This window comes from Bacteroides stercorirosoris (assembly GCF_900142015.1).
Classification (GTDB): Bacteria; Bacteroidota; Bacteroidia; order Bacteroidales; family Bacteroidaceae; genus Bacteroides; species Bacteroides stercorirosoris.
On the sequence record NZ_FQZN01000018.1, the window covers coordinates 95,627 to 118,470 of the forward strand.

At 41.4% G+C, this 22,844-nt stretch carries 23 protein-coding genes; 17 read left to right on the top strand and 6 right to left on the bottom strand.

What is annotated here, in order from left to right; genetic code table 11:
* Positions 1 to 50 precede the first annotated feature (50 nt).
* Together yidC and BUC01_RS14590 are read right to left on the bottom strand one after the other, a co-directional pair.
* Complete coding sequence (yidC, locus tag BUC01_RS14585; protein WP_025833027.1) at positions 51 to 1,901, bottom strand: membrane protein insertase YidC; 1,851 nt, start codon at positions 1,899 to 1,901, stop codon at positions 51 to 53.
* 42 nt (positions 1,902 to 1,943) lie between these two features.
* Positions 1,944 to 3,575, bottom strand: a complete 1,632-nt coding sequence (locus tag BUC01_RS14590; protein ID WP_025833029.1) for a CTP synthase — start codon at positions 3,573 to 3,575, stop codon at positions 1,944 to 1,946.
* A 230-nt stretch (positions 3,576 to 3,805) separates the two neighbouring features.
* Here BUC01_RS14590 and BUC01_RS14595 point away from each other — a divergent pair, with 230 nt between their 5' ends.
* The 9 genes from BUC01_RS14595 to galE all read left to right on the top strand — a co-directional run bounded on the left by BUC01_RS14595 (position 3,806) and on the right by galE (position 12,439).
* Entirely contained in the window at positions 3,806 to 5,248 is a 1,443-nt protein-coding gene (locus BUC01_RS14595; protein WP_025833042.1) for a DUF3078 domain-containing protein, read from the top strand.
* 334 nt (positions 5,249 to 5,582) lie between these two features.
* Entirely contained in the window at positions 5,583 to 6,002 is a 420-nt protein-coding gene (locus tag BUC01_RS14600) for a SoxR reducing system RseC family protein (RefSeq protein ID WP_025833043.1), read from the top strand.
* A 43-nt stretch (positions 6,003 to 6,045) separates the two neighbouring features.
* Positions 6,046 to 6,951: a Fe-S cluster domain-containing protein gene (locus tag BUC01_RS14605; protein WP_025833044.1), complete on the top strand. Its 906-nt coding sequence runs from the start codon at positions 6,046 to 6,048 to the stop codon at positions 6,949 to 6,951.
* A 38-nt stretch (positions 6,952 to 6,989) separates the two neighbouring features.
* A complete protein-coding gene (gene rsxC / locus BUC01_RS14610; protein ID WP_025833045.1) occupies positions 6,990 to 8,327 on the top strand; it encodes an electron transport complex subunit RsxC in 1,338 nt (445 codons plus the stop codon).
* A gap of 6 nt (positions 8,328 to 8,333) precedes the next feature.
* Positions 8,334 to 9,326: an RnfABCDGE type electron transport complex subunit D gene (locus tag BUC01_RS14615; protein ID WP_025833046.1), complete on the top strand. Its 993-nt coding sequence runs from the start codon at positions 8,334 to 8,336 to the stop codon at positions 9,324 to 9,326.
* Positions 9,323 to 9,985, top strand: coding sequence for an RnfABCDGE type electron transport complex subunit G (locus tag BUC01_RS14620; RefSeq protein WP_025833047.1), 663 nt, complete (start codon positions 9,323 to 9,325; stop codon positions 9,983 to 9,985). The genes BUC01_RS14615 and BUC01_RS14620 overlap by 4 nt, the downstream gene beginning before the upstream one ends.
* Before the next feature lie 18 nt (positions 9,986 to 10,003).
* Positions 10,004 to 10,588, top strand: coding sequence for an electron transport complex subunit RsxE (gene rsxE, locus BUC01_RS14625; RefSeq protein WP_025833048.1), 585 nt, complete (start codon positions 10,004 to 10,006; stop codon positions 10,586 to 10,588).
* 84 nt (positions 10,589 to 10,672) lie between these two features.
* Positions 10,673 to 11,251, top strand: coding sequence for an electron transport complex subunit RsxA (gene rsxA / locus BUC01_RS14630; RefSeq protein ID WP_007213702.1), 579 nt, complete (start codon positions 10,673 to 10,675; stop codon positions 11,249 to 11,251).
* Positions 11,252 to 11,404: 153 nt separating this feature from the next.
* Positions 11,405 to 12,439 (top strand): UDP-glucose 4-epimerase GalE, encoded by a 1,035-nt coding sequence (gene galE / locus BUC01_RS14635; protein WP_073314064.1) that lies wholly within the window; start codon positions 11,405 to 11,407, stop codon positions 12,437 to 12,439.
* A gap of 303 nt (positions 12,440 to 12,742) precedes the next feature.
* On the opposite strand, the gene ispE is transcribed toward galE, so the two are convergent.
* The 4 genes from ispE to BUC01_RS14655 form a co-directional block, all read right to left on the bottom strand.
* A complete protein-coding gene (gene ispE / locus BUC01_RS14640; protein WP_025833050.1) occupies positions 12,743 to 13,573 on the bottom strand; it encodes a 4-(cytidine 5'-diphospho)-2-C-methyl-D-erythritol kinase in 831 nt (276 codons plus the stop codon).
* A gap of 164 nt (positions 13,574 to 13,737) precedes the next feature.
* Complete coding sequence (locus tag BUC01_RS14645) at positions 13,738 to 14,436, bottom strand: DUF4373 domain-containing protein (RefSeq protein WP_073314066.1); 699 nt, start codon at positions 14,434 to 14,436, stop codon at positions 13,738 to 13,740.
* A 38-nt stretch (positions 14,437 to 14,474) separates the two neighbouring features.
* Positions 14,475 to 14,837, bottom strand: a complete 363-nt coding sequence (locus BUC01_RS14650) for an SH3 beta-barrel fold-containing protein (RefSeq protein ID WP_025833052.1) — start codon at positions 14,835 to 14,837, stop codon at positions 14,475 to 14,477.
* A 180-nt stretch (positions 14,838 to 15,017) separates the two neighbouring features.
* Positions 15,018 to 15,377: a hypothetical protein gene (locus tag BUC01_RS14655; RefSeq protein ID WP_025833053.1), complete on the bottom strand. Its 360-nt coding sequence runs from the start codon at positions 15,375 to 15,377 to the stop codon at positions 15,018 to 15,020.
* Positions 15,378 to 16,017: 640 nt separating this feature from the next.
* Here BUC01_RS14655 and BUC01_RS14660 point away from each other — a divergent pair.
* The 8 genes from BUC01_RS14660 to BUC01_RS14695 all read left to right on the top strand — a co-directional run bounded on the left by BUC01_RS14660 (position 16,018) and on the right by BUC01_RS14695 (position 22,584).
* Positions 16,018 to 16,554, top strand: a complete 537-nt coding sequence (locus BUC01_RS14660; protein ID WP_025833054.1) for a UpxY family transcription antiterminator — start codon at positions 16,018 to 16,020, stop codon at positions 16,552 to 16,554.
* Between the two features lie 62 nt (positions 16,555 to 16,616).
* Positions 16,617 to 17,105: a UpxZ family transcription anti-terminator antagonist gene (locus tag BUC01_RS14665; protein WP_025833055.1), complete on the top strand. Its 489-nt coding sequence runs from the start codon at positions 16,617 to 16,619 to the stop codon at positions 17,103 to 17,105.
* 128 nt (positions 17,106 to 17,233) lie between these two features.
* Positions 17,234 to 18,256, top strand: coding sequence for a UDP-N-acetylglucosamine 4,6-dehydratase (inverting) (pseB, locus tag BUC01_RS14670; RefSeq protein WP_025833056.1), 1,023 nt, complete (start codon positions 17,234 to 17,236; stop codon positions 18,254 to 18,256).
* On the top strand, positions 18,253 to 19,008 hold the full coding sequence (locus BUC01_RS14675; protein ID WP_034524453.1) for a cytidylyltransferase domain-containing protein: 756 nt from the start codon (positions 18,253 to 18,255) through the stop codon (positions 19,006 to 19,008). The genes pseB and BUC01_RS14675 overlap by 4 nt, the downstream gene beginning before the upstream one ends.
* 4 nt (positions 19,009 to 19,012) lie before the next feature.
* Entirely contained in the window at positions 19,013 to 20,317 is a 1,305-nt protein-coding gene (locus BUC01_RS14680) for an aminotransferase class III-fold pyridoxal phosphate-dependent enzyme (protein WP_073314068.1), read from the top strand.
* 10 nt (positions 20,318 to 20,327) lie between these two features.
* Positions 20,328 to 21,389 (top strand): N-acetylneuraminate synthase family protein, encoded by a 1,062-nt coding sequence (locus BUC01_RS14685; protein WP_025833057.1) that lies wholly within the window; start codon positions 20,328 to 20,330, stop codon positions 21,387 to 21,389.
* Entirely contained in the window at positions 21,374 to 21,973 is a 600-nt protein-coding gene (locus tag BUC01_RS14690; protein ID WP_243462560.1) for a YdcF family protein, read from the top strand. The genes BUC01_RS14685 and BUC01_RS14690 overlap by 16 nt, the downstream gene beginning before the upstream one ends.
* Positions 21,955 to 22,584: a hypothetical protein gene (locus tag BUC01_RS14695; RefSeq protein ID WP_025833061.1), complete on the top strand. Its 630-nt coding sequence runs from the start codon at positions 21,955 to 21,957 to the stop codon at positions 22,582 to 22,584. Before BUC01_RS14690 ends, BUC01_RS14695 begins: the two co-directional genes overlap by 19 nt.
* Positions 22,585 to 22,844 lie beyond the last annotated feature (260 nt).

Below are 22,844 nucleotides of genomic sequence, written 5' to 3' on the forward strand. Positions count from 1 at the left end.
AATTACATCAATTGCCCGGCTTCTATTATCAAGTGATGAAAAGCGGAGACTTACTTTTTATTCTGTCTCTCTTTCAACAACTGTTCCTGTTGTTTCTGCATTGCCTCCAGGCGGGCGGCAAAGCCGGTTTTCTTAGCTTTCTTCGGATCTTTCTTTCGTGCTTCCAATTGGGCAAGGAGCTTCTCTTCATTCGTAGTTTTGCGCAGAATGAGAGTAGTCACCACACTAATCAATGTCGATATGAAGTAGTAATAGTTCAAGCCTGACGGATAGCTGTTCAATATGAACAACATCATGACGGGCATGAGATACGTCATCCACTTCATTGCTGCCATTTGCGGGTTAGCACCGGTGTCCTGTTGCTGCATCATAAACTTTGAGTTCAGAATATTCACAACCGTCATCAGCAGACAGAACAAACTCAAGTGGCTGCCCAGAAACGGAATATTGAACGGGAAGTTGATGAAAGCATCGTATGTCGAGAGGTCATCGGCCCACAAGAAGCTTTGCTGACGCAACTCAATAGCACTCGGCACGAACATGAACAATGCAATCAGAACCGGGAATTGCACCAACATCGGCAAGCAACCGCCCATCGGGCTTACACCATACTGGCTGTACAGTCCCATAACCTCCTGCTGTTTCTTCATCGCATCTTCCTGCTTGGGGTACTTCTTGTTGATTTCGTCTATTTTCGGTTTCAACACACGCATCTTGGCAGAAGATATATACGTTTTCCAGGTGGCGGGGAATACGACTGCTTTTACAATCAATGTCATCAGCAACAGTACTATACCCATGCTTAAACCCCAGCCGGACAACCAGTCGAAGATGTTGATGGTAAACCATTTGTTGACCCAGCGAATCAACGGCCAACCCAGGTAAACCAAGCGGTTCAGTTCCCATTTTTCTTCGCGTCCCTTATCCAGTGCGGTCAGCGTCTTGTAATGGTTCGGACCAAAGTAGAAGAACATTTGCGTTGCTTTCTGGCCGGTCGGGTCGAAAGTGGTGCTCATTTCAGCAGAGTAGTCCTTGATGTATCCGCTGCCTTCCCGTTCCATTTTAGAGACTAACTTTGTTTTCTCAAAGTCGGCATCCGCAATGAATACCGAAGAGAAGAACTGGTTCTTGAATGCGATCCAGTCCAGGCGTTCGGGCACTTCTTTTTCATCATCTTTGTTGGCTGACAAATAGTCCGTACCATCTCCTAAGAACTTATAAGTCAATTCAGACAAGCGGTTCTCATATACATAACCTTTCTCGATCTGGCGGGCGCGTTGTGCCCATTCGATATCGACGTAGTTGTTGCTTGCCGCCAGCTTATCTGCCATGCCTTTAGCTTCAATGCTGAAGTCTACCAGGTAAGTGTTGGGATGCAATGCATACTTGAAGTCTATATAACTTGCACTGTCGGCCACCAGACGCATCGTTACGGTGCTGTCTGTACGGTGTACTGCGGTGAAGTAATAGTCCTTTGTCTGTATGGTTTCCTTCTTATTATAGAAAAGGAAATTCATGGAAACATCGTTTCCGGTGAATAAGGTTACAGGAGTCTTCTTGTCCTGTTCCATATACTCTTTCAATACAGCGGAGAATATGGAGCCGCCTTTGGTGCTGAGGGTTAACTCGGCCACATCGTTCTGAATGGTAATCAGCGAGTCTGTTCCTTGGCGGGCATTGAAGAAGAGTGAAGTGGAATCCACTGTTTCCACATCTTTTTCATTTGCCAATGCTGCATCCGCTTTGGCTTTCAGTGCCTCTTCACGTTGCTGTACCAGCGCAATGGAATCATAATATCGCTGTTGTGCTTCCAATTGCTCTTTGCTGGGGCGACTCAGAAAACTGAAGCCGACTAACAAAATTGCTATTAAAACAAGACCTGTAATGGTGTTTTTATCCATGAATAATTTCTAATTTACAATTTTATAATTATTGAAATAATCTTATTTCTTTGCTTTTTCCTTTTCTTCGAAACTTTCGACAGATGCTTTGATGAATGCTACAAACAACGGGTGTGGTTTCAATACCGTACTGCTGTATTCGGGATGGAACTGTGTTCCGATGAACCATTTCAGTTTCGGTATTTCTACGATTTCCACCAAGTCGGATTCCGGATTGATACCTACGCATTTCATGCCGGCAGCCTCATATTCAGCTTTATATTGGTTATTGAACTCATAGCGGTGGCGGTGACGTTCCTGAATGTGTTCTGTCCCGTAAGCCTCGTATGCCTTGCTGCCTTTATGCAAGATACATTCGTAAGCTCCCAGACGCATGGTTCCACCCATATTGGTGATGGATTTCTGCTCTTCCATGATGTCGATCACATTGTGCGGAGTTTTCTCGTTCATCTCGCGTGAATCAGCGTCAGCATATCCAAGCACATTGCGTGCAAATTCGATAGCAATACACTGCATACCCAGACAGATACCGAAAGTCGGAATATCGTGTGTGCGTGCATATTTGATGGCAACGAATTTACCGGCAATGCCACGTTCGCCGAATCCCGGGCCAATCAATACACCTGCCATACCTTCTAATGCTTCGGCAACGTTGTCTTCGGTCAGCTTCTCACTGTTCACAAAATCCACGGACACTTTACGGTCGTTATAAGTACCGGCTTGTGAAAGGGCTTCGCGGATAGACTTGTAAGCATCCTGCAAGTCATATTTGCCCACTAATGCAATATGCAGAGGTTCTGTATCTTCTGCTTTATGACGACGTTCGAGGAAAGCACGCCACGGACCCAGTCCCGGAGTGTCGCCTACGGGCAATCCCATTTTCTTCAAGATTGTTTCGTCCAGTTTCTGAGCCTGCATCAGGATGGGCACTTCGTAGATGGTAGGAGCATCGATGCTCTGTACTACTGCATTTTCATCCACATTACAGAATAATGCTACTTTCTTGCGAAGGTTGGTGCTCAGTTCGTATTCCGTGCGCAGAACCAATACATCCGGCTGGATACCTGCACTTTGCAGTTCCTTTACGGAGTGTTGTGTCGGCTTGGTCTTCAATTCGCCGGCGGCAGCAAGGTAGGGTACATAAGTAAGGTGTACACATAAAGCGTCACGTCCCAGTTCCCATTTCAACTGACGGATACTCTCCAGATACGGTAATGACTCGATGTCACCCACCGTACCGCCGATTTCCGTAATTACGAAATCGAATTTGTATTTGTTGCCCAGCAACTTCACGTTCCGTTTGATTTCGTCCGTGATGTGAGGGATTACCTGGATGGTCTTACCTAAATAATCACCGCGGCGTTCCTTGTCGATAACGCTTTTGTAAATACGTCCGGTCGTGATGTTGTTGGCCTTGGTTGTCTGGATGCCCAGAAAACGTTCATAGTGACCTAAGTCGAGGTCGGCTTCATGACCATCTACGGTCACGTAGCATTCTCCGTGTTCGTAAGGGTTCAGAGTACCCGGGTCAATGTTGATATACGGGTCAAACTTCTGAATGGTTACTTTATAACCTCTTGCTTGCAGCAATTTACCGATGGAGGATGAGATGATACCTTTACCCAATGAAGAGGCAACGCCACCGGTGACGAAAATATACTTTGTTTCTCCCACAGCTATACTGTTTTAATATTATTGTTTTGCTTAGTCTGATGTACACACTTGTGTATCTGAATTATACTACGTGTGAAACTTAAAAAGCGCAAAATTACAAAAAAAAGAGGAAGTATATCAAGTTTCAGCGAAACAATTCTTAAAAAACTTGATTTCTTTTCTTTTGCTTTTCTATGTTTTCTAAACATTTTAATTTACTTTTGCACTCAAAACATAGATTTTAGGGCGTTATGAAGAATAGATACTTATCATTGTGGGCTATTGCCGCACTATTTTCTTCGTCGGTAATGGCGCAGAATTCGGTGAAGCCTGTCTTGAAAGCCGCTGGGGAACCGGCTGCCGTACAAGCGGATACCTTGTCGGACTTGATGAAGCAATATTTTGTCTTAAAGTTAAAACCAGGAGGTGATACTCTGCATTTGGACACAGTTTCCATGTTGCATGAGAAATACTTTGGAGTATTGAAATATCTGAATGATCCTTCTACTCCGGAGCGTTATATCGCAGAGAATCCTAATTATTATCGTTTGTTCATCCCGTTGACTTATTATAATTCTCCAATGGAGAGCATTTCTACATTGAAATGGAAGTTTCAGCCTTCAGATACGGTTAAATCTCCGGCAAAGGAACTTTTGCCTTTTGATGAAAAGCCTTTCACTTCGAAGAAGCGTGCCAATGAAACGGTAGACCGCGCGTTGCTCTACCTTTATGTGAATGAGGATCCGCGTAATATTGTAGCGTGGGAGGATGAGATTATGCAGGTGAAAGTCTTCAAAGATAATATCGAGAAAGAAGTCTCTTCCAAACCTTCTGTGATAAAACTGTTCTCGCAGGAAAGCATGGCGAATGTGAAAGAGGATGTGGAAGTGGTCATCCGTAAGCCCAACTGGTGGGTAACGGGTGGAAGCGGTTCTTTGCAGATCACCCAGAACTATATTTCTGATAACTGGTATAAGGGTGGCGAGAGCACAAATTCTGTCCTGGCGAACTTGCAGTTGTTTGCCAATTATAATGATAGGGAAAAGATACAATGGGAGAATTTGCTGGATGCGAAGTTAGGCTTTTCATCTGCACCTTCGGATGAATTCCATGATTATTTGGTAAATACGGACCAATTCCGTTTGTATAGTAAGTTAGGTGTTCAGGCTGCGTCTAATTGGTATTATACCATTTCAACTGAGTTCAAGACTCAGTTCTGTCATGGTTATAAAGCCAATAAAGAGCCGTTGGTATCAGCTTTCTTGGCTCCGGCTGATTGGTCGGCCAGTATCGGTATGGACTATAAACTGAAAAAGAAGAAGTTTAATTTATCTGTTTTCATTGCTCCGTTGACGTGGACTATGCGCTATGTGGGCAATAAAGAAGTAAATGAGGTTGATTTTGGTTTGGAAGAAGGCAAGACTGTACGCCATAACTTCGGTTCGCAAGTGCAGCCGACTCTGTTCTGGCAGATTATTCCTTCCATTACATTAGATTCCCGTTTGGATTATGTGACCAGTTATGAATGGGTGCGTATCGAGTGGGAAAATACTTTCAATTTTGTGCTTAACCGTTATCTTTCAACTAAACTCTATATCCATGCCCGTTTTGATGACAGCAGCAAGCCGACTACGGGTAGTAGTCATTTCCAGGTAAAAGAGTTGCTGAGTTTCGGTATCAATTACAAATGGTAATCATATAATCTGATATAAATGCAAATAAGGCTGCTTCTTTACGGGAGCAGCCTTATTTGTATAATATCATTTTGTCATTTTGCGCTTGTCTAAGGTTTCACTCCTTATTAATATATAAGGACAGATTCTTCATTATGCTTTAATTGGTGGTGCAAAGTGATATATTAATCTGTGTTTAAAAACAGCTTTTCCCGGTTTTTTCATTAAAAAAGCGAAGAAAAATAGTTAAAACGGGAAAAAGTGCGTTAGCGTACACATAAAAAAACAGGCGAATGCCTTGCAGTTCGCAAATAATGCGTAAATTTGCCGCAATTTGTAATGCACAGTTTGCAAAATGGCAGATATTATAAAACATCAAGGTATTGTGGAAAACATAAACGGTTCTCATGTGAAGGTGAGAATTGTCCAGACGTCAGCTTGTGCGGCATGTAGCGCTAAGGGGCATTGCGCATCAGCTGATACCAAAGAAAAATTAATCGACGTAACCACCGGTGATGCGTCTTCCTATCAGCCCGGAGACCGGGTGATTGTTTTCGGAGAACTCTCTATGGGAATGATAGCGGTGCTGCTGGCTTTTATTGTACCTTTCTGTATTTTGGTTATTTCCCTCTTTATATTTATGGCTGTCTGGAATGACGAACTTCGCTCTGCGCTTTGTTCGTTGGCGCTCCTTATACCTTATTATTATATATTATGGCTGAATAGAACACGCATGGGAAAGAAATTCTCTTTCTCCATAAAGCCGATAGACTAACTATTGATACATTAAAACAAATAATTAAATAAATAACTAACTTATGAATGTAATTCTGATTGCAGTGATTTCATTGGGAGCCATAGCGCTGGTTTCGGCTGCTATTCTTTATGTAGCTTCCAAGAAATTCGCCGTGTATGAAGACCCGCGAATTGCACAGGTAGGAGAAGTGTTGCCTCAAGCAAATTGCGGTGGATGTGGTTATCCGGGTTGTAGCGGTTTTGCCGATGCTTGTGTAAAGGCAGGTTCGCTGGATGGCAAGTTCTGTCCGGTGGGTGGACAACCCGTTATGACGAAGATTGCTGAGATCCTTGGTTTGGATGCTGCTGCTGCCGAACCGATGGTTGCAGTGGTGAGATGTAATGGAACCTGCGCCAATCGTCCCCGTACGAATAGTTACGACGGTGCGAAGAGTTGTGCTATTGCAGCTTCTCTTTATGGGGGTGAAACAGGTTGTAGTTTTGGATGTCTGGGCTGTGGCGACTGTGTAGAAGCCTGCCAGTTCGATGCTATCCACATGAATCCCGAAACAGGGCTTCCGGAAGTGGATGAAGCTAAGTGTACGGCTTGTGGTGCCTGCGTCAAAGCCTGTCCGAAGAGTATCATTGAAATTCGTCCGCAAGGCAAGAAGTCACGCCGCGTCTATGTGCAGTGTGTAAACAAAGATAAAGGCGGTGTAGCACGTAAGGCTTGTACGGTCGCTTGTATCGGTTGTGGCAAGTGTGTGAAAGTTTGTCCGTTCGAGGCTATTACGCTGGAAAATAATCTGGCTTATATCGACCCGAATAAATGTAAATCATGTCGTAAGTGCGAAGAAGCTTGTCCGCAGAACACTATTATCGCACTCAATTTCCCGCCGCGTAAACCGAAGGCGGAGGCTGCCGAAACGGCTGCTGCTCCCAAAGTCGCTGCTACTGTGAAAACTGAGACTCCTAAGGCAGAGGCATAATAATCAAGAAGTAATAAACGACTAAAATACAGAATTGTATGTTGAAGACATTTTCAATCGGTGGTGTTCATCCACACGAAAATAAACTTTCAGCACATCAGCCCATCATTAAGGCGGAAGTTCCTGCCAAAGCTGTGATTCTGCTGGGACAGCACATTGGTGCGCCTGCAAAACCGGTTGTGGCTAAAGGAGATGTGGTGAAAGTCGGCACAAAGATTGCCGAACCCGGTGGTTTCGTATCCGCAGCCATCCACTCGTCTGTCAGCGGCAAGGTTGCTAAGATCGATACGATTATCGATGCCAGCGGCTACCCGAAACCTGCTATCTTTATTGATGTAGACGGTGATGAATGGGAAGAAAGCATTGACCGCACTGAAACATTGGTGAAGGAATGTACCCTTACCTCAGAAGAAATAGTGAAAAAGATTGCCGATGCCGGTATCGTGGGCTTGGGTGGTGCATGTTTCCCTACTCAGGTGAAGCTCTGTCCGCCGCCTGCATTCAAGGCTGAGTGTGTCATTATCAATGCCGTGGAGTGCGAGCCTTATCTGACTGCCGACCACCAGTTGATGCTGGAGCACGCTGAAGAAATTATGGTGGGCGTATCCATCCTGATGAAAGCAGTAAAGGTGAATAAAGCATTTATCGGTATCGAAAATAATAAGCCCGATGCTATCCAGTTGATGACGAAAGTGGCATCCAGCTATGCAGGCATCGAGGTGGTAGCTTTGAAAGTGCAATATCCGCAAGGAGGTGAAAAGCAGTTGATTGATGCTATTACCAACCGTCAGGTGGGAAGTGGCGCACTGCCCATCTCTACGGGTGCAGTGGTACAGAATGTAGGTACTGCATTTGCTGTCTATCAGGCTGTACAGAAAAATAAGCCATTGTTTGAGCGTGTGATTACAGTGACTGGTAAATCAGTGGCAAAACCTTCCAACTTCCTGGCACGTATCGGAACGCCGATGAAGCAGCTGATTGACGCTTGTGGTGGTTTGCCCGAAGATACCGGTAAGATTATCGGTGGTGGTCCGATGATGGGTAAAGCATTGGTGAATACGGATGTCCCGACTGCCAAAGGTAGTTCCGGTATTCTGATTATGAATCAGAAAGAGGCTAAGCGCGGTGAAGTTCAACCTTGCATCCGTTGTGCAAAATGTGTAGGCGCTTGTCCGATGGGGCTGGAGCCTTATCTGCTGTCGGCACTTGCCGAACACACAGAATTCGAGAGAATGGAGAAAGAAAGAATTATGGATTGTATCGAGTGCGGTTCTTGCCAGTTCACCTGTCCTGCCAACCGTCCGTTGCTGGACTACTGTCGTCTGGGTAAAGGTAAGGTAGGAGCAATCATCCGTGCACGTCAAGCTAAAAAATAACGAAGTATGGAAAATAAATTAGTAATATCACTTTCGCCCCATGTTCATGGTGGCGACAGCGTGAAGAAGAATATGTATGGCGTGCTCATCGCGTTGATTCCTGCATTTCTTGTATCACTCTATTTCTTCGGACTGGGTGCGCTGATTGTCACGGCTACTTCTGTGGCTGCCTGTTTGTTCTTCGAATGGGCTATTGGCAAATTCCTTATGAAGAAAGAAACTACCACCATTTGCGACGGTTCCGCCATAATCACAGGTGTGTTGCTGGCATTCAACTTACCTTCCAACCTGCCCATCTGGATTATTATTCTGGGTGCGTTGTTCGCTATCGGTGTAGGTAAAATGTCTTTCGGTGGATTGGGCTGTAACCCGTTCAATCCTGCATTGGCAGGCCGTGTGTTCCTGTTGCTTTCTTTCCCGGTGCAGATGACGAGTTGGCCGGTTGTAGGACAGCTGACTTCCTACACGGATGCAACGACGGCTGCTACACCGCTCAATCTGATGAAGCAGATTGCGGGTGGTAATATAGAGGCTTTGAAAGACCTGCCGTCTTCTTTTGATTTGCTGATTGGAAACAATGGCGGTTGTCTCGGTGAAGTAAGTGCATTGGCCCTGTTGCTCGGATTGGCTTATATGCTCTGGAAGAAAATCATCACTTGGCATATTCCTGTGTCCATTTTGGCTACGGTATTCGTATTCTCCGGCATTATGCACCTGGTAGATCCGGAACTTTATGTTTCTCCGGTGCTTCAGTTGCTTACGGGTGGTCTGATGCTGGGTGCTGTCTTTATGGCTACGGATTATGTTACTTCTCCGATGAGTAAGAAAGGTATGCTGATCTATGGTGTTTGTATCGGTCTGCTGACAGTGATTATCCGTCTGTTCGGTGCTTATCCCGAAGGTATGTCGTTTGCTATTCTGATTATGAATGCCTTCACTCCGCTGATTAATACATATTGTAAACCTAAACGCTTTGGGGAGGTAGCGAAGAAGAAATGAAAAAGTTAGAATCATCCTTGAAGAATATGTTGCTGGTACTCACGGGCGTTACTGCTATATCCGTGGCATTGCTGGCGTATGTGAATGAACTGACTAAGGAACCTATTGCACAGGCCAATGCAAAGACATTGAGCGATGCTGTCAGTGCGGTGGTTCCCGGTTTTGATAATGACCCGATTGCAGAAAAGAAGATGCAGACGGTGAATGATGTAGATTATGCCGTTTATCCCGCTACGAAAGGCGGCCAGTTTATCGGTGCTGCCGTAGAAGCCGGTGCAATGGGATTCGGTGGTGAGCTGAAAGTGCTGGTAGGCTTTGATGCGGAAGGAAACATTATAGATTACTCCTTGTTGTCGCATGTGGAAACCCCGGGATTGGGTTCCAAAGCTGCCGACTGGTTTAAAGAAGGCAATAAAGGGAGCATCAAAGGTATGAATCCGGGTAAGGCTCCTCTGTCTGTGAGCAAAGATGGCGGTCAGGTAGATGCCATTACCGCTTCTACTATTACCTCACGTGCTTTCCTGAATGCTGTAAATGCCGCTTATGCCGCTTATGCCGGTCAGAATGTGTCTGATGCTGCTACGGGCGCTACGCAAAAAGTTGTTGAACCTGCTGAAAATGCAGCCACTGAGGCTACAGATTCTATCAGCGCTAAATAAAAGAAAGGAGTAGAAGATATGAATAATTTTAAAGTTATGATGAACGGGATTATCAAAGAGAATCCTACATTTGTGCTCCTGCTTGGTATGTGTCCTACGTTGGGTACCACTTCCTCTGCCATCAATGGTATGGGTATGGGGTTGGCTACCATGTTCGTGCTTATTTGTTCCAACGTGGTAATTTCAGCTATCAAGAACCTTATTCCTGATATGGTACGTATCCCGTCCTTTATTGTAGTAATCGCTTCTTTCGTGACTTTGTTGCAGATGGTGATGCAGGCTTATGTTCCGGCTCTGTATGCTACATTGGGTCTGTTCATACCCTTGATCGTTGTGAACTGTATTGTATTGGGACGTGCGGAAGCGTTTGCTGCCAAGAATAGTCCGATGGCTTCTTTCTTTGATGGTTTGGGTATGGGACTTGGTTTTACGCTGGCTCTTACCCTGCTGGGGGCTATGCGCGAATTCCTGGGTACAGGTAAAATCTTCAATCTGACCATTCTTCCCGAAGAATACGGTATGCTGGTGTTCGTACTCGCTCCTGGTGCCTTCATCGCGTTGGGTTATCTGATTGCATTGATTAATAGCCTGAAAAAGAATTAAAGAATGAAAAATGAAAGAATGAAAAAATGGAATGGCGTCTGAAACGCTTTTCATTATCAATTCTTTAATTATTAATTTAGAACTATGGAATATATATTGATATTTATTTCGGCAATCTTTGTCAATAACATCGTGTTGTCACAGTTTCTGGGTATCTGTCCGTTCCTCGGCGTATCTAAGAAAGTAGAAACAGCGTTGGGTATGTCCGCTGCAGTGGCATTCGTGCTCACTATCGCCACTATCGTAACGTTTCTGATTCAGAAGTTCGTGCTCGATGCTTTCGATTTAGGCTACTTGCAGACCATCACTTTCATTTTGGTAATTGCTGCATTGGTTCAGATGGTGGAAATCATTCTGAAAAAGGTATCACCTTCTTTATATCAGGCATTGGGTGTATTCTTACCCTTGATTACGACTAACTGCTGTATTCTGGGTGTAGCTATTCTCGTTATCCAAAAAGATTATGACCTGCTGACAGGTGTGGTTTATGCATTCTCCACGGCTATCGGTTTTGGTCTGGCACTGACTCTTTTTGCCGGTTTGCGCGAACAGATGAGTTTGGTAAATATCCCGAAAGGAATGAAAGGAACTCCGATCGCCCTGATCACTGCCGGGCTTTTGGCTATGGCTTTCATGGGTTTTTCAGGCGTGGTGAAAATCTGAAAAAAAGAACATGCAATACGGGTGAGGGGTAGAAGAAATTCTACCCCTTTCTTTTTTCAACTAAAAAAAATACACTTTTTGCTTTTTATCTAAATAAATTTCCTTAAATTTGCCGCCACAAACAAATGATAACCTAATAAGAATAAATCACTGATGAAAGAAAAGATATTAGTTACAGGTGGAACGGGTTATATCGGTTCACATACTGTAGTCGAACTTCAAAACGCAGGTTATGAAGTAGTGATAATAGATAATTTGTCAAACTCCAGCGCTGATGTTGTCGATAACATCGAAAAAGTATCGGGTATCCGCCCTGCATTCGAAAAGTTGGATTGCTTGGATTACGCCGGTCTTGACGCTGTGTTTACTAAATATAAAGGCATTAAAGCCATCATCCACTTTGCGGCCAGTAAGGCTGTAGGAGAGTCGGTTCAGAAACCGTTGCTTTATTATCGCAACAATTTGGTTTCATTGATTAATCTGCTCGAATTGATGCCGAAGCACGGAGTGGAAGGTATTGTGTTCTCATCTTCTTGTACAGTTTACGGTCAGCCGGACGAATTGCCGGTAACGGAGAATGCCCCGATTAAGAAAGCGGAATCTCCTTACGGTAATACGAAGCAGATCAATGAAGAAATTGTTCGCGATACTGTGGCTTCAGGTGCTCCTATCAATGCAATCCTGTTGCGCTATTTCAATCCGATCGGTGCGCATCCTACAGCATTGCTTGGTGAGTTGCCCAATGGTGTGCCTCAGAATTTGATACCTTATCTGACCCAGACCGCTATCGGTATCCGTGAGAAACTGAGCGTGTTCGGTGATGATTATGATACGCCCGACGGCTCTTGCATACGCGACTTCATTAATGTGGTCGATTTGGCAAAAGCACATGTGATCGCTATCCGCCGCATCTTGGAAAAGAAGCAGAAAGAAACAGTGGAAGTGTTCAACATTGGAACGGGGCGCGGTCTTTCAGTATTGGAATTAATCAATGCTTTCGAGAAGGCAACCGGCGTGAAGCTGAATTATCAGATTGTCGGTCGTCGTGCGGGAGATATTGAAAAAGTATGGGCCGACCCTAAATTCGCAAACGAAGAGTTGGGTTGGACAGCTGTTGAAACCATCGAAGATACGTTGCTTTCTGCCTGGAATTGGCAGTTGAAGCTTCGCGAAAGAGGTATTCAATAAGCGACTAAAGAGATTTTTGTTTTTATTAACAAATAGGGAATGAACAAATGCTTCCCCGCATTTGTTTATAAGTTGCAAATCAGCCTGACGCTGTTTATGTATATGTGAATATCCGTAACTAGTACTTATGCCTCCCCGGCATAGACAGGTAAGATTGCATAGTAGTTTTGTCGTGTTTTATTTTGTGTTTGTGTTGTGAATAAGCCTTGTCGGGAGACAGGGCTTATTTTTTGTTCATTAGTGAACAAAAAAAGAGGCTTGGAATTAGCCTCTTTGATGGTATATGCAAGATTTATCCGTCTGCTATTTCAGTATGCCCCGATATACAAATGCTTTTTCCCCGAAATCTTTTTCCGCTGTTTTCTTATCTTCCGGTTTGAACAAACCAAATACAGATGAACCGGAGCCTGTCATTGCCGCGTATATGGCTCCTTCCTGATAAAGCTTATCTTTAATCTCTTTGATAGCCGGGAATTTGGGGAATACACTTTCTTCGAAATCATTCACCATTAGCTCTTTCCATTCCTCTATAGGATGCTTTATAACTTCCTTCAATGGGATATTTTGCCGATGCGGTTTTATTTGCGCAAAAGCATCGCGGGTGGAAACAAAAATATCAGGTTTGACTAACACAATCTGATACCCTTTTAGAGATAAGGAGATAGGGGAGAAGAGGTTTCCTATCCCTTCGGCGTATGTTGGGGTATTCCGGATGAAAAAGGCGCAGTCTGCTCCCAGTTTTGCGGCATATTCTTCTAAGGTTTCATCTGTTAGTTCCAAATTGAATTTTTCATTCAGTAATTTCAGCATATATGCTGCATCGGATGATCCGCCGCCCAAACCGGCACCGGAAGGGATGTGCTTGAACAGGTGAATATCCACGGGCGGCAGATTGAACTTTTCATCCAGCAGCTTGTAGGCTTTTACCACGAGATTGTTTTCTATTTCTCCTTCGATTTCTAATCCTGCCTGGTACAGACGAAACTTCTCGTTACTTTCGTTCAGCACGTTAATCTCCAGCGCGTCTTCCAAGGGAACAGGATAGAATACTGTTTCCAGATTATGATACCCGTCGGGGCGTTTCTCTACAATGTTCAGTCCCAGGTTTATTTTAGCATTCGGAAATGTTATCATGATATTTAAAACGATTTATGTGTAGCAAATATACGAATTTGTTTAGAGTGAAAAGCAATTTGAGAGAGTATTTGTTTGGAACGGAAAGCAAATAGCCGAATTGAGTCAAAGAGGTTTACTCTGGAGGGAGAAATACCTCTTTGACCTATTGTACTGACCAGCCTTTAGTTTTGGAGTAGCTTCAGAATATATTTTCCCGGCATTACAATCCTTGCTTTCATCTGCGGTGAGTTGTTGATGTCATAGAGTATTTTCCATATCTTTCCTTTCAGTTTTCCGAAATCCGTGAGTCTTAGGATGGCATTGATTTCCTTGACGGCCGTCACTTTTTGGCGTTGCAGCTCTTCCATCAGCCCTTCATAGTTGTGCGTATTTTTGTTGAGTGCATACTCCGGCGGAACAAGAATAATCTCCCCATTCTTTCCCGTCTCCCCTTGGGGAGATATAGAGGGGGAGTTATTTCTCTTATTAGTCTTATTGATAGGTAAAGCGTCGCTTGCCATTCCTTCCCTGATTCTCTGTTGGTTAGCCAGTCCTCCACGTCTGCCCGACTCTCTGTTCGCTTCGCGCTTGGCTTCCAGTGGTTCCATGCGGCGTGTGAGTCCGGGTGATGAAAAGGTTGTGCCGTTCACTTCAAATAGTCCTGAATCGAAGATGATTCTCTTCAAGGTTGCTACTGTCACTCTCATTTTTCTTGCCAGTACGGGCAGTATTCTTACGTCTGCTTTATATCCGTTCTGTACCCTAAGAAACTCCAGTATCATCCAGTAGATACCGTATCCTTTCATTCCTTCTTTCTGTGTCATCATCATTATTTTAAAATTACTGCTTGCATTGGCGTCATGCAATAGATATGATTCCATAATTCTTCGTTCTTAATTCTTCATTCTTCATTTTCCATTTAAACTACCGGTCTCCATTCCAGAAAATTCTCTATCTGGAATGTTCTCCATCCCTGCTGTTCTATATCCCAGTATACCACATGGTTCTGGATGCGTTCAATGTCGTATTTTCGATGGAAACAGGTTTCATAATATATGAGTGTTGCCCTTGCCATATAAAAATCTCCATTCTGTTTACGATAGGCTATTAATGCACATCCGTATGCCATATACTCTGTCAATAGCCTAATTCGTCTTGTCATCCATGCGATGGTTTCATCTGATAAATCAGTTTCCTGTCTGATAAGTTTCTTCCATAGATTTTCCACTCTTTCGCTTTTCGTTACATGATTCGATTGGTGCCCCAACGTTTGTTTCTTCATTTTAATGAATTTACTAGTTTATAAATGATTAATAATCAATCTTCTGCGATGGCTACACCCTTTGCCTTGGATGGCTACACCCTTTTGTGGTTAGAGCTACACCATTCGGGTGAAAGGGTGTAGCCCTTCCACAGTCAGATTGACGGGGGCAAAGTTATGCCCTTTCTTTGGAGTAAACTATCAATGAATTATTGTTACATCATATCCGTATGGGTCCATGTGCTCGGTGTCTTCCTTTTGTATCACGGCCCACATCTTTCTTAGTTCTGTCATAAAGCTGCTCATTTCCATGAAGGTATCTTCTCCTTTCTCGTGTTTTAAGGCGTCTCCCGATTCGTATAAATGCATTCCCAAATCGCTTACGGTATCAATATTTTGGCCTTTATAATAGCCCAATTTGAAGCTTCTTAGAGCTCCTACACACAGGTGAGTTTTTATGCCTGCATAATACCGTTCAGCCAATAAATCCTCATTGACTATGCTGATTTTACTTACTGTTCTGATGCTGCTTGTACTCTGATTCTCAGCCTGATGAGACATTTCTTTTGGATCAGATTCATTCTGAACCTCTTTTTTTTAAATCTTTCATACTACTATAAATTTTAATTGTTTATTTAACTGATATTCACAGTTAAAAATGTCGCAAAAATAGGAAATTAAAATTAGAGGTAATGATGGAGTAGGGGAAAATACAATAAATACATTCCTTTGTTAGTAGTAAATAATTGTATACTAGATATATATACTTTATTTTGAAGAGTGTTCAAAAAACGTTCGTTTAATGGGCGCAAAGATATAGGTGTTTTTTTGAATGACAAAATGTTTGATAAAAAAACTTCTTTAAATAGGGTAAAAATGATGCTAACTATTTGATTATAAACGATAAATGAAGACTAAAAATATCTGTTAATATTTACCCATTTTATTCTTTTTCTTTCTTTGTCTTTTTTTTAAATCTTGACGCCCATTAAACGAACGATTAAAAAATACTTTTTTGTTGTAATCTGTTCGTTTATAGCTTTTTACCTATAAAGCATTGAACTGCTGTAGAAAACTCGTTGACAAGAGGAGCACAAAGCTTGTCGTATTTTACATAAAGTGTTCGCAAGTGATTGAATTTCAAGTGTATGCAAGAAGTTCAAAGCCCCATAGGAATGCACTTTTCTGAAATAATCATAGAATGGAAGTAGAGAAAGAAAGCCCAATATGGTATGCCATGCGTGCCACTTACCGTAGAGAGCCTGATGCGATGCGTCTGCTTGAAAAGGAGAAAATGGGTTGTTTCGTTCCCATGCAATACAAGATCAGTATAAAGAAAGGTAAGAAAGTGCGTGTTCTGGTTCCTGTTGTTCACAATTTACTTTTTGTTCATGCTTGTCCCTCTGAGGTGAAACGTATTAAATCACAGGTAACCTATTTACAATACATAACCGATACCCGTAGCGGTCAGAAGATCATTATCTCTGATAGTGAGATGCAGCGTTTTATTGCCGTTGCCGGTACCTACAATGATCATCTCATGTACTTTCAACCTGATGAACTGAATTTGTCCAAAGGTACAAAAGTTCGTATCACGGGTGGTGACTTCGAGGGTCAGGAAGGCATTTTCCTGAAAGTAAAAGGTGCACGTGATCGTCGTGTGGTTATAGAGATACAAGGTGTTATTGCCGTTGCGCTTGCTACCATTCATCCGGATCTTATAGAAGTAATCAAATAATTGACGATCGGCCGTTGCCATTGAACAGCTGATAAATCATAAATTATAAATCATAAATCATTATGTCTCTTTCTGAAGAAACACTTGCTCTTCAGCGTGCAGCGCACGATCTGATGTATTTAGGTATGGACGGGAATCCGGTTTATAGCGATGACCTTTCCCGCCGTAACGGTGAAGTTTATCGTCTTACTACGGCTTTGTATAATTCCGGTGTCAAAGGTTCTACTGTGGAAGAACAGGCTAATGTTTGTCTTGCTCTTCTGATGGGTTACGGTGCCTCATTTGTAGATCACGGTGAAAAACAGAAACATATCCAGGAGGTCTTGGATCGTTGTTGGGATATTCTTGATGTTCTTCCTGCTTCGTTGCTGAAACTTCGTCTGCTTACCGCCTGCTATGGTGAGGTGTTTGATGAACCTTTAGCTGATGAAGGTCGCGCTATCATCGCTTCGTGGGATTCGGCATCACTTACTTCCGAACAGCAGGAAGCTATTGATGAATTTCAGAATGTAATTGATAATCCCTATCCTTGGGAAGAATTAGAAAATTAACTGGTATTTATTGTCTTCAAGCGTCTCCTGTGAATTTTTATGGGACTTATCGTTTTATTTAAATAATGCCTTTATGACATCTATTGATAGTCTATATATTTATCTGAATAATAATATTTTATGTTAATATGTTAAATAATAAATCTGTATTGATAACTGGAGGAACAGGTTCTTTCGGTAAGAAATTTGTGGAGACCATCCTTCGTGATTATCCACAAGTGAAGAAAATCATTATCTACTCTAGAGATGAATTGAAACAATTTGAATTAAAACAGAAGTATTCGGAGCAGAAATATCCTCAAATGAGATATTTCATTGGTGATGTCCGTGATTTAGAGCGTTTAGTACGTGCCTGTGAAGGGGTGGATGTTATAATTCATGCTGCTGCTATTAAGCAGGTTGATACTGCTGAGTACAATCCGGAAGAATGTATTAAAACTAATATACATGGTGCACAAAATGTAATTAAAGCAGCATTGGCAACAGGTGTGAAGCATGTAGTTGCACTTTCTACGGATAAAGCATGTGCACCTATTAATCTATACGGTGCAACGAAATTGACATCAGATAAACTATTTACAGCAGCTAATAATATCAGTGGTTCCAAAGATATTAAATTTTCTGTGGTTCGTTATGGTAATGTGATGGGATCTCGTGGATCTGTAATACCTTTTTTTATAAACAAACGTGATAATGGTGCAAAAGAATTGCCTATTACAGATATGCGTATGACTCGCTTCAATATCTCATTGGAAGCTGGTGTGGCATTGGTTATGTATGCAATAGGTCATCATTTAGGTGGTGAGATTTTTATTCCGAAAATACCTTCTTATCATATTAAAGATATTGCTACTGCTATTGCACCTAATCTCCCTCAAGTAGAAATAGGCATTCGTCCGGGAGAAAAGTTACATGAAGAGATGATTACTATTACTGATGCTCTTGATACTATTGATTTGGGTGAATATTATGTGATTCTTCCTTCTGTATCTTATAAACATACACGAGAAGAGTTTATACAACATCATAATGCGGTACTCGTGCCTGAAGGTTTTCATTATAGTTCTGATAATAATACAGAATGGGAAACAGTAGAAACAATGCGTGAAAATATAAAGAAATATGTAGATCCAAATTTTGTGGTGAAATGAAAATAGTTGCAGTTACCCAGGCTAGGTATGGTTCAACTAGATTACCTGCTAAAGTCTTGAAAAAAGTAGGTGATGAGACACTTTTGGATATACATCTACAAAGAATTCTGAGAGCTGCAAAAATCACAACATTAGTAGTTGCGACAACTATCGAGGAGGGCTCTGATGAAATTGTACGTATTGCACAGCGGAATGGTACGGAATGCTATAGAGGTTCAATAAATGATGTTCTTGAACGTTTTTATTTTGCAGTAAAGGATATGAATCCTGATTATGTTGTGAGAGTAACATCTGATTGTCCTTTGATTGATCCACAGGTTATAGACCATGTGATTACTACTTGTATTTCTACTGGTTGTGATTATGCTTCAAATACTTTGAAACCGACTTATCCTGATGGTATTGATACAGAAGTTTTTCGTTTTTCAGCCTTGGAGAGAGCCTACAATGAGGCGATACTCAAAAGTGAACGAGAACATGTGACACCATATATTAAAAAGAATTCTTCTTTTAATGGAGGAAATCTATTTACATCAGTTAATGTTGAATCATCGGTCGATTGCTCTGAATATCGTATTACTGTGGATACTCAAGAAGACTTTATGGTGGTGAAGGAACTTTTGGAAAATGTTGGTAAAGAAGCTGGTTGGATAGATTATATTAAATATTTGGATTCTAATCAAAGAGTCAGAGACTTGAACAATAGTCATATGAGAGATGAAGGATATGCAAAATCATTATTAAACGATTAATAGTATGGGAAAAGGACAAGAATTATACAAGAGAGCCAAACAAATAATTCCTGGTGGAACGATGTTGCTTTCAAAAAGACCGGAACAGTTTTTGCCGGAAAATTGGCCGGCGTACTATAGCCGTTCTAAAGGATGTCAAGTATGGGATCTTGATGGAAAAGAGTATATCGATTGCTCAATGATGGGTATCGGTACGAATACCTTAGGGTATGCAAATGAGGAAGTTGACGAGGCGGTTATGAGGGTAATTCGTGATGGAAACTTAACTACATTTAATTGTCCAGAAGAAGTCTATTTGGCAGAAAAACTTATAGAACTTGATCCATGGGCTGGTGGGGTACGTTATACTCGTGGCGGTGGTGAAGCAAATTCCGTATGTATACGCATAGCTAGAGCGGCTACAGGGAAAGATAAGGTTGCTATTTGTGGCTATCATGGTTGGCATGATTGGTATGTTTCTGTTAATTTGGGTGATAGTGATGCGTTAGCTGGGCATCTACTTCCTGGTATTCCACCAGCGGGTGTTCCAAAGGGATTACGTGGGTCTACTATTCCTTTTCGGTATAATAATTTTGAGGAATTGCTTGATATCGTAAATCATAATGAGTTAGCGGCAATTAAAATGGAAGTCTGTCGTAACTTTGGTCCTGAGGATGATTTTCTGCAGAAAGTCCGTGATTTGGCAACTGAACGTGGTATAATTCTTATTTTTGATGAGTGCACAAGTGGGTTCCGTGAAACATTCGGTGGTTTATACAAAAAATATGGTGTAGAACCGGATATGGCAATATATAGTAAAACCATTGGAAATGGGTATGCTATTTGCGCTGTTGTTGGTCGTAAAGACGTTATGAATGCAGCACAAAGGACTTGGATTAGCAGTACATTTTGGACAGAACGTATTGGTCCTACAGCTGCATTAGCTACGTTGAAAGTTATGGAACGTGTTAAATCTTGGGAAGTCATTACAGCTATTGGAAATAGTAATAAGCAACGTTGGCAGGCTTTGGCTGATAAGTATGGCTTGGAAATTGAGCAATGGGGTATCCCGGCTCTTGCTGGTTACAACTTTAAAAGTAAAAATCATCTTGCTTATAAGACATTTATAACTCAAGAAATGTTAAAGAGAGGGTATCTTGCCGGTAATAGTATGTACCCTTGTATAGCCCATTCACAAGAAATATTAGATGACTATTTCTTTGAATTAGATAAGGTCTTTGCCCAGATTCGTGATTTTGAGGATGGTAAGGATGTTATGAAATCTCTTGATGGGCCTATTTGTCAATCTGGGTTTAAACGTCTTAATTAAACATTATATTATGGCAGATTTTAATAAAAACATAAGAATTGGAAGTCGGATGATTGGAATGGATTATCCTACTTATTTTATAGCTGAAATTGGTGCGAACTTTGATGGAAGTCTTGATAAAGCAAAGCGTCTAATTGATGCAGCAAAGGAAGCAGGTGCAGATTGTGCTAAATTTCAAACTTTCTCAACTCCTCGAATTGTATCAGAGGGAGGATTCTCCCGCATGCAATTGAAAGGAGTACATGGTTCCTGGGGACGTACTGTTAGTGAAGTTTTTAAGGATGCAGAGTTTCCTGTAGCATGGCATAAGGAAGTTTCAGAATACTGCAAAAGGGTCGGAATTGATTTCTCTACTTCTCCTTATTTTAAGGAAGCTGTGGATTTATGTATAGATTTGGATGTTCCTTTTATAAAAATAGGTTCCGGTGATATAACTTGGCTTGAAATGCTAGATTATATTGCTCGTAAAGGTAAACCTGTGATGTTGGCAACTGGTGATGCAACAATGGCTGAAATAGATGAAGCTGTACGTACTATTCATGCAGCAGGAAATAAGGATTTAGTATTGATGCAATGTATTACGAATTACCCATCCAAGATAGATAGTGCAAATGTGAATGTGTTGAAAACCTATCAGTCTGCATTCGATGTTTTGACTGGTTATTCCGATCATGCTCCCGGTCATATTGTTGCATTGGCTTCTGTTGTTATTGGTGGTAGAGTAATTGAGAAACATTTTACTTTAGACAAGAATGATAAAGGTCCCGATCATCCTCATTCTATGGAACCGAAGGATTTTAAATTTATGGTGGATTCCATTCGTGAAGTGGAGCGTGCAATGGGAAGTACTGTAAAAGAAGTTGTTGCAGAAGAAAGTGAAACTGTATTCGTACAACGTCGTTGTCTTTATGCCAAAAATGATATAAAGAAGGGGCATGTGATAACAGAAGAAGATATTGATGTACTTCGTCCGGCTTTGGGTATACCACCTAAATTTAAATCTGTTATAGTAGGTAAAGAGTGTAAGGAAAATATAGAAAAGGGGCAACCTTTGTTTTGGGAGAATTTTTGATGATAACAGATCGTGAAAAAATTATAGCTATTATTGATAACGATATATTGTTTCCCTCCGATGCAATTATTTTATTGGAAGGGGACGGCTTGAATCGTTATCAGAAGGCTGTGGAACTTTATAATCAGAATATTGCCACTAAAATAGTTTTTAGTGGCAATATTACTGATTATGAATACGGAAGTTTTCCCTTTTCAGATGTGTTACCTTATATATTACAGGAAGGGATTCCTGTTGATGCTGTCATACATGAAGATAGATCCTTGAATACAAGAGAACAGGCTATTGAAGTAGTGAAAATGGCAATAATAAATGAGTGGAAACGGTTGGTTTTGGTTGCCAGTCATGAACATCAGTATCGCGCTTATTTGACTTTCTTACGTGAAGTGTTGGATAAGAAAAGTGATATTGTTCTTTACAATGCTCCTGTAAGAAATTTGAGATGGTTCAATAAATCGGACTGGGGCATACGATTTGAACGTTTAGAACAAGAATTTGTCCGCATTGAGAGATATTCTCAATTAGGTCATCTGGCTACATATAGAGAAGCAATAAATTATCAGAAATGGAAAGAATTGCAATAGTACAGGCGAAAGAACTATTTGGCTCTCATTTTATCGGTTGGGATGAATTGAAACCTCTTTTTGAAAAGTTGGAACTTTCATTATCTTCCATTCGAATTCCAGATATACATTATTCGTTGGACGATTTAGAAAAGAAATCAAAGGATTATATTCTAATATTGGGTATTCCCGAATTAGATGGTAAAAAACTTTCTATAGCTAATTTTCGTGATTGTTTTGGAGTGAATCCCGATATTTCAGAACCTTGTTTTTATAATCAGGATTGGTATATGAATGAGAAGTTTATTCATGATACTTTAGAATTACGCTGGTATTTATTGAAGAAAGATGCTATAGAGGATTCACGTGCGGTTCAACCCACAGAGCTTTTGAAAGAGCATATAAGCTTTCCTTCTGCAGTATTATGCGTTTATACCTTTTTTGCTTATTACTATGCCCAAAAAGGTTTGCTATGGTATCGTGACTTTATATGGTGTAGTGATACGGATCATAATGGCGATAGGATATATGTAGGGAAATATCATGATGTGGATGGAGTGAATAAAAATGGTTTTAGCATTCATAGGCACTTGGCTTTAAGGAATTGTTATGCGTCAATTACTCTTTATTAGTAGTATATTACTTCTTCTTTTGAATCTGATAGCTTGCAGTAAGAAAGATGGGTATGAGTGCTTTACAGAAAATTTAGACCTTAAGCTTATTGATGATATTGTTGTTTATGATAATAATAATCATGCTGCTTTTACTTGTCTAAGAATATGTGCAGGAGTTTCGCATCCTGTAGAAGAGTAAAAAGATTCGTGTGGCAGATTTCTGTCGCGAACGTATGTTAGATTATTATACGATGGTTGAAGCCTTGAAACAGGATAAA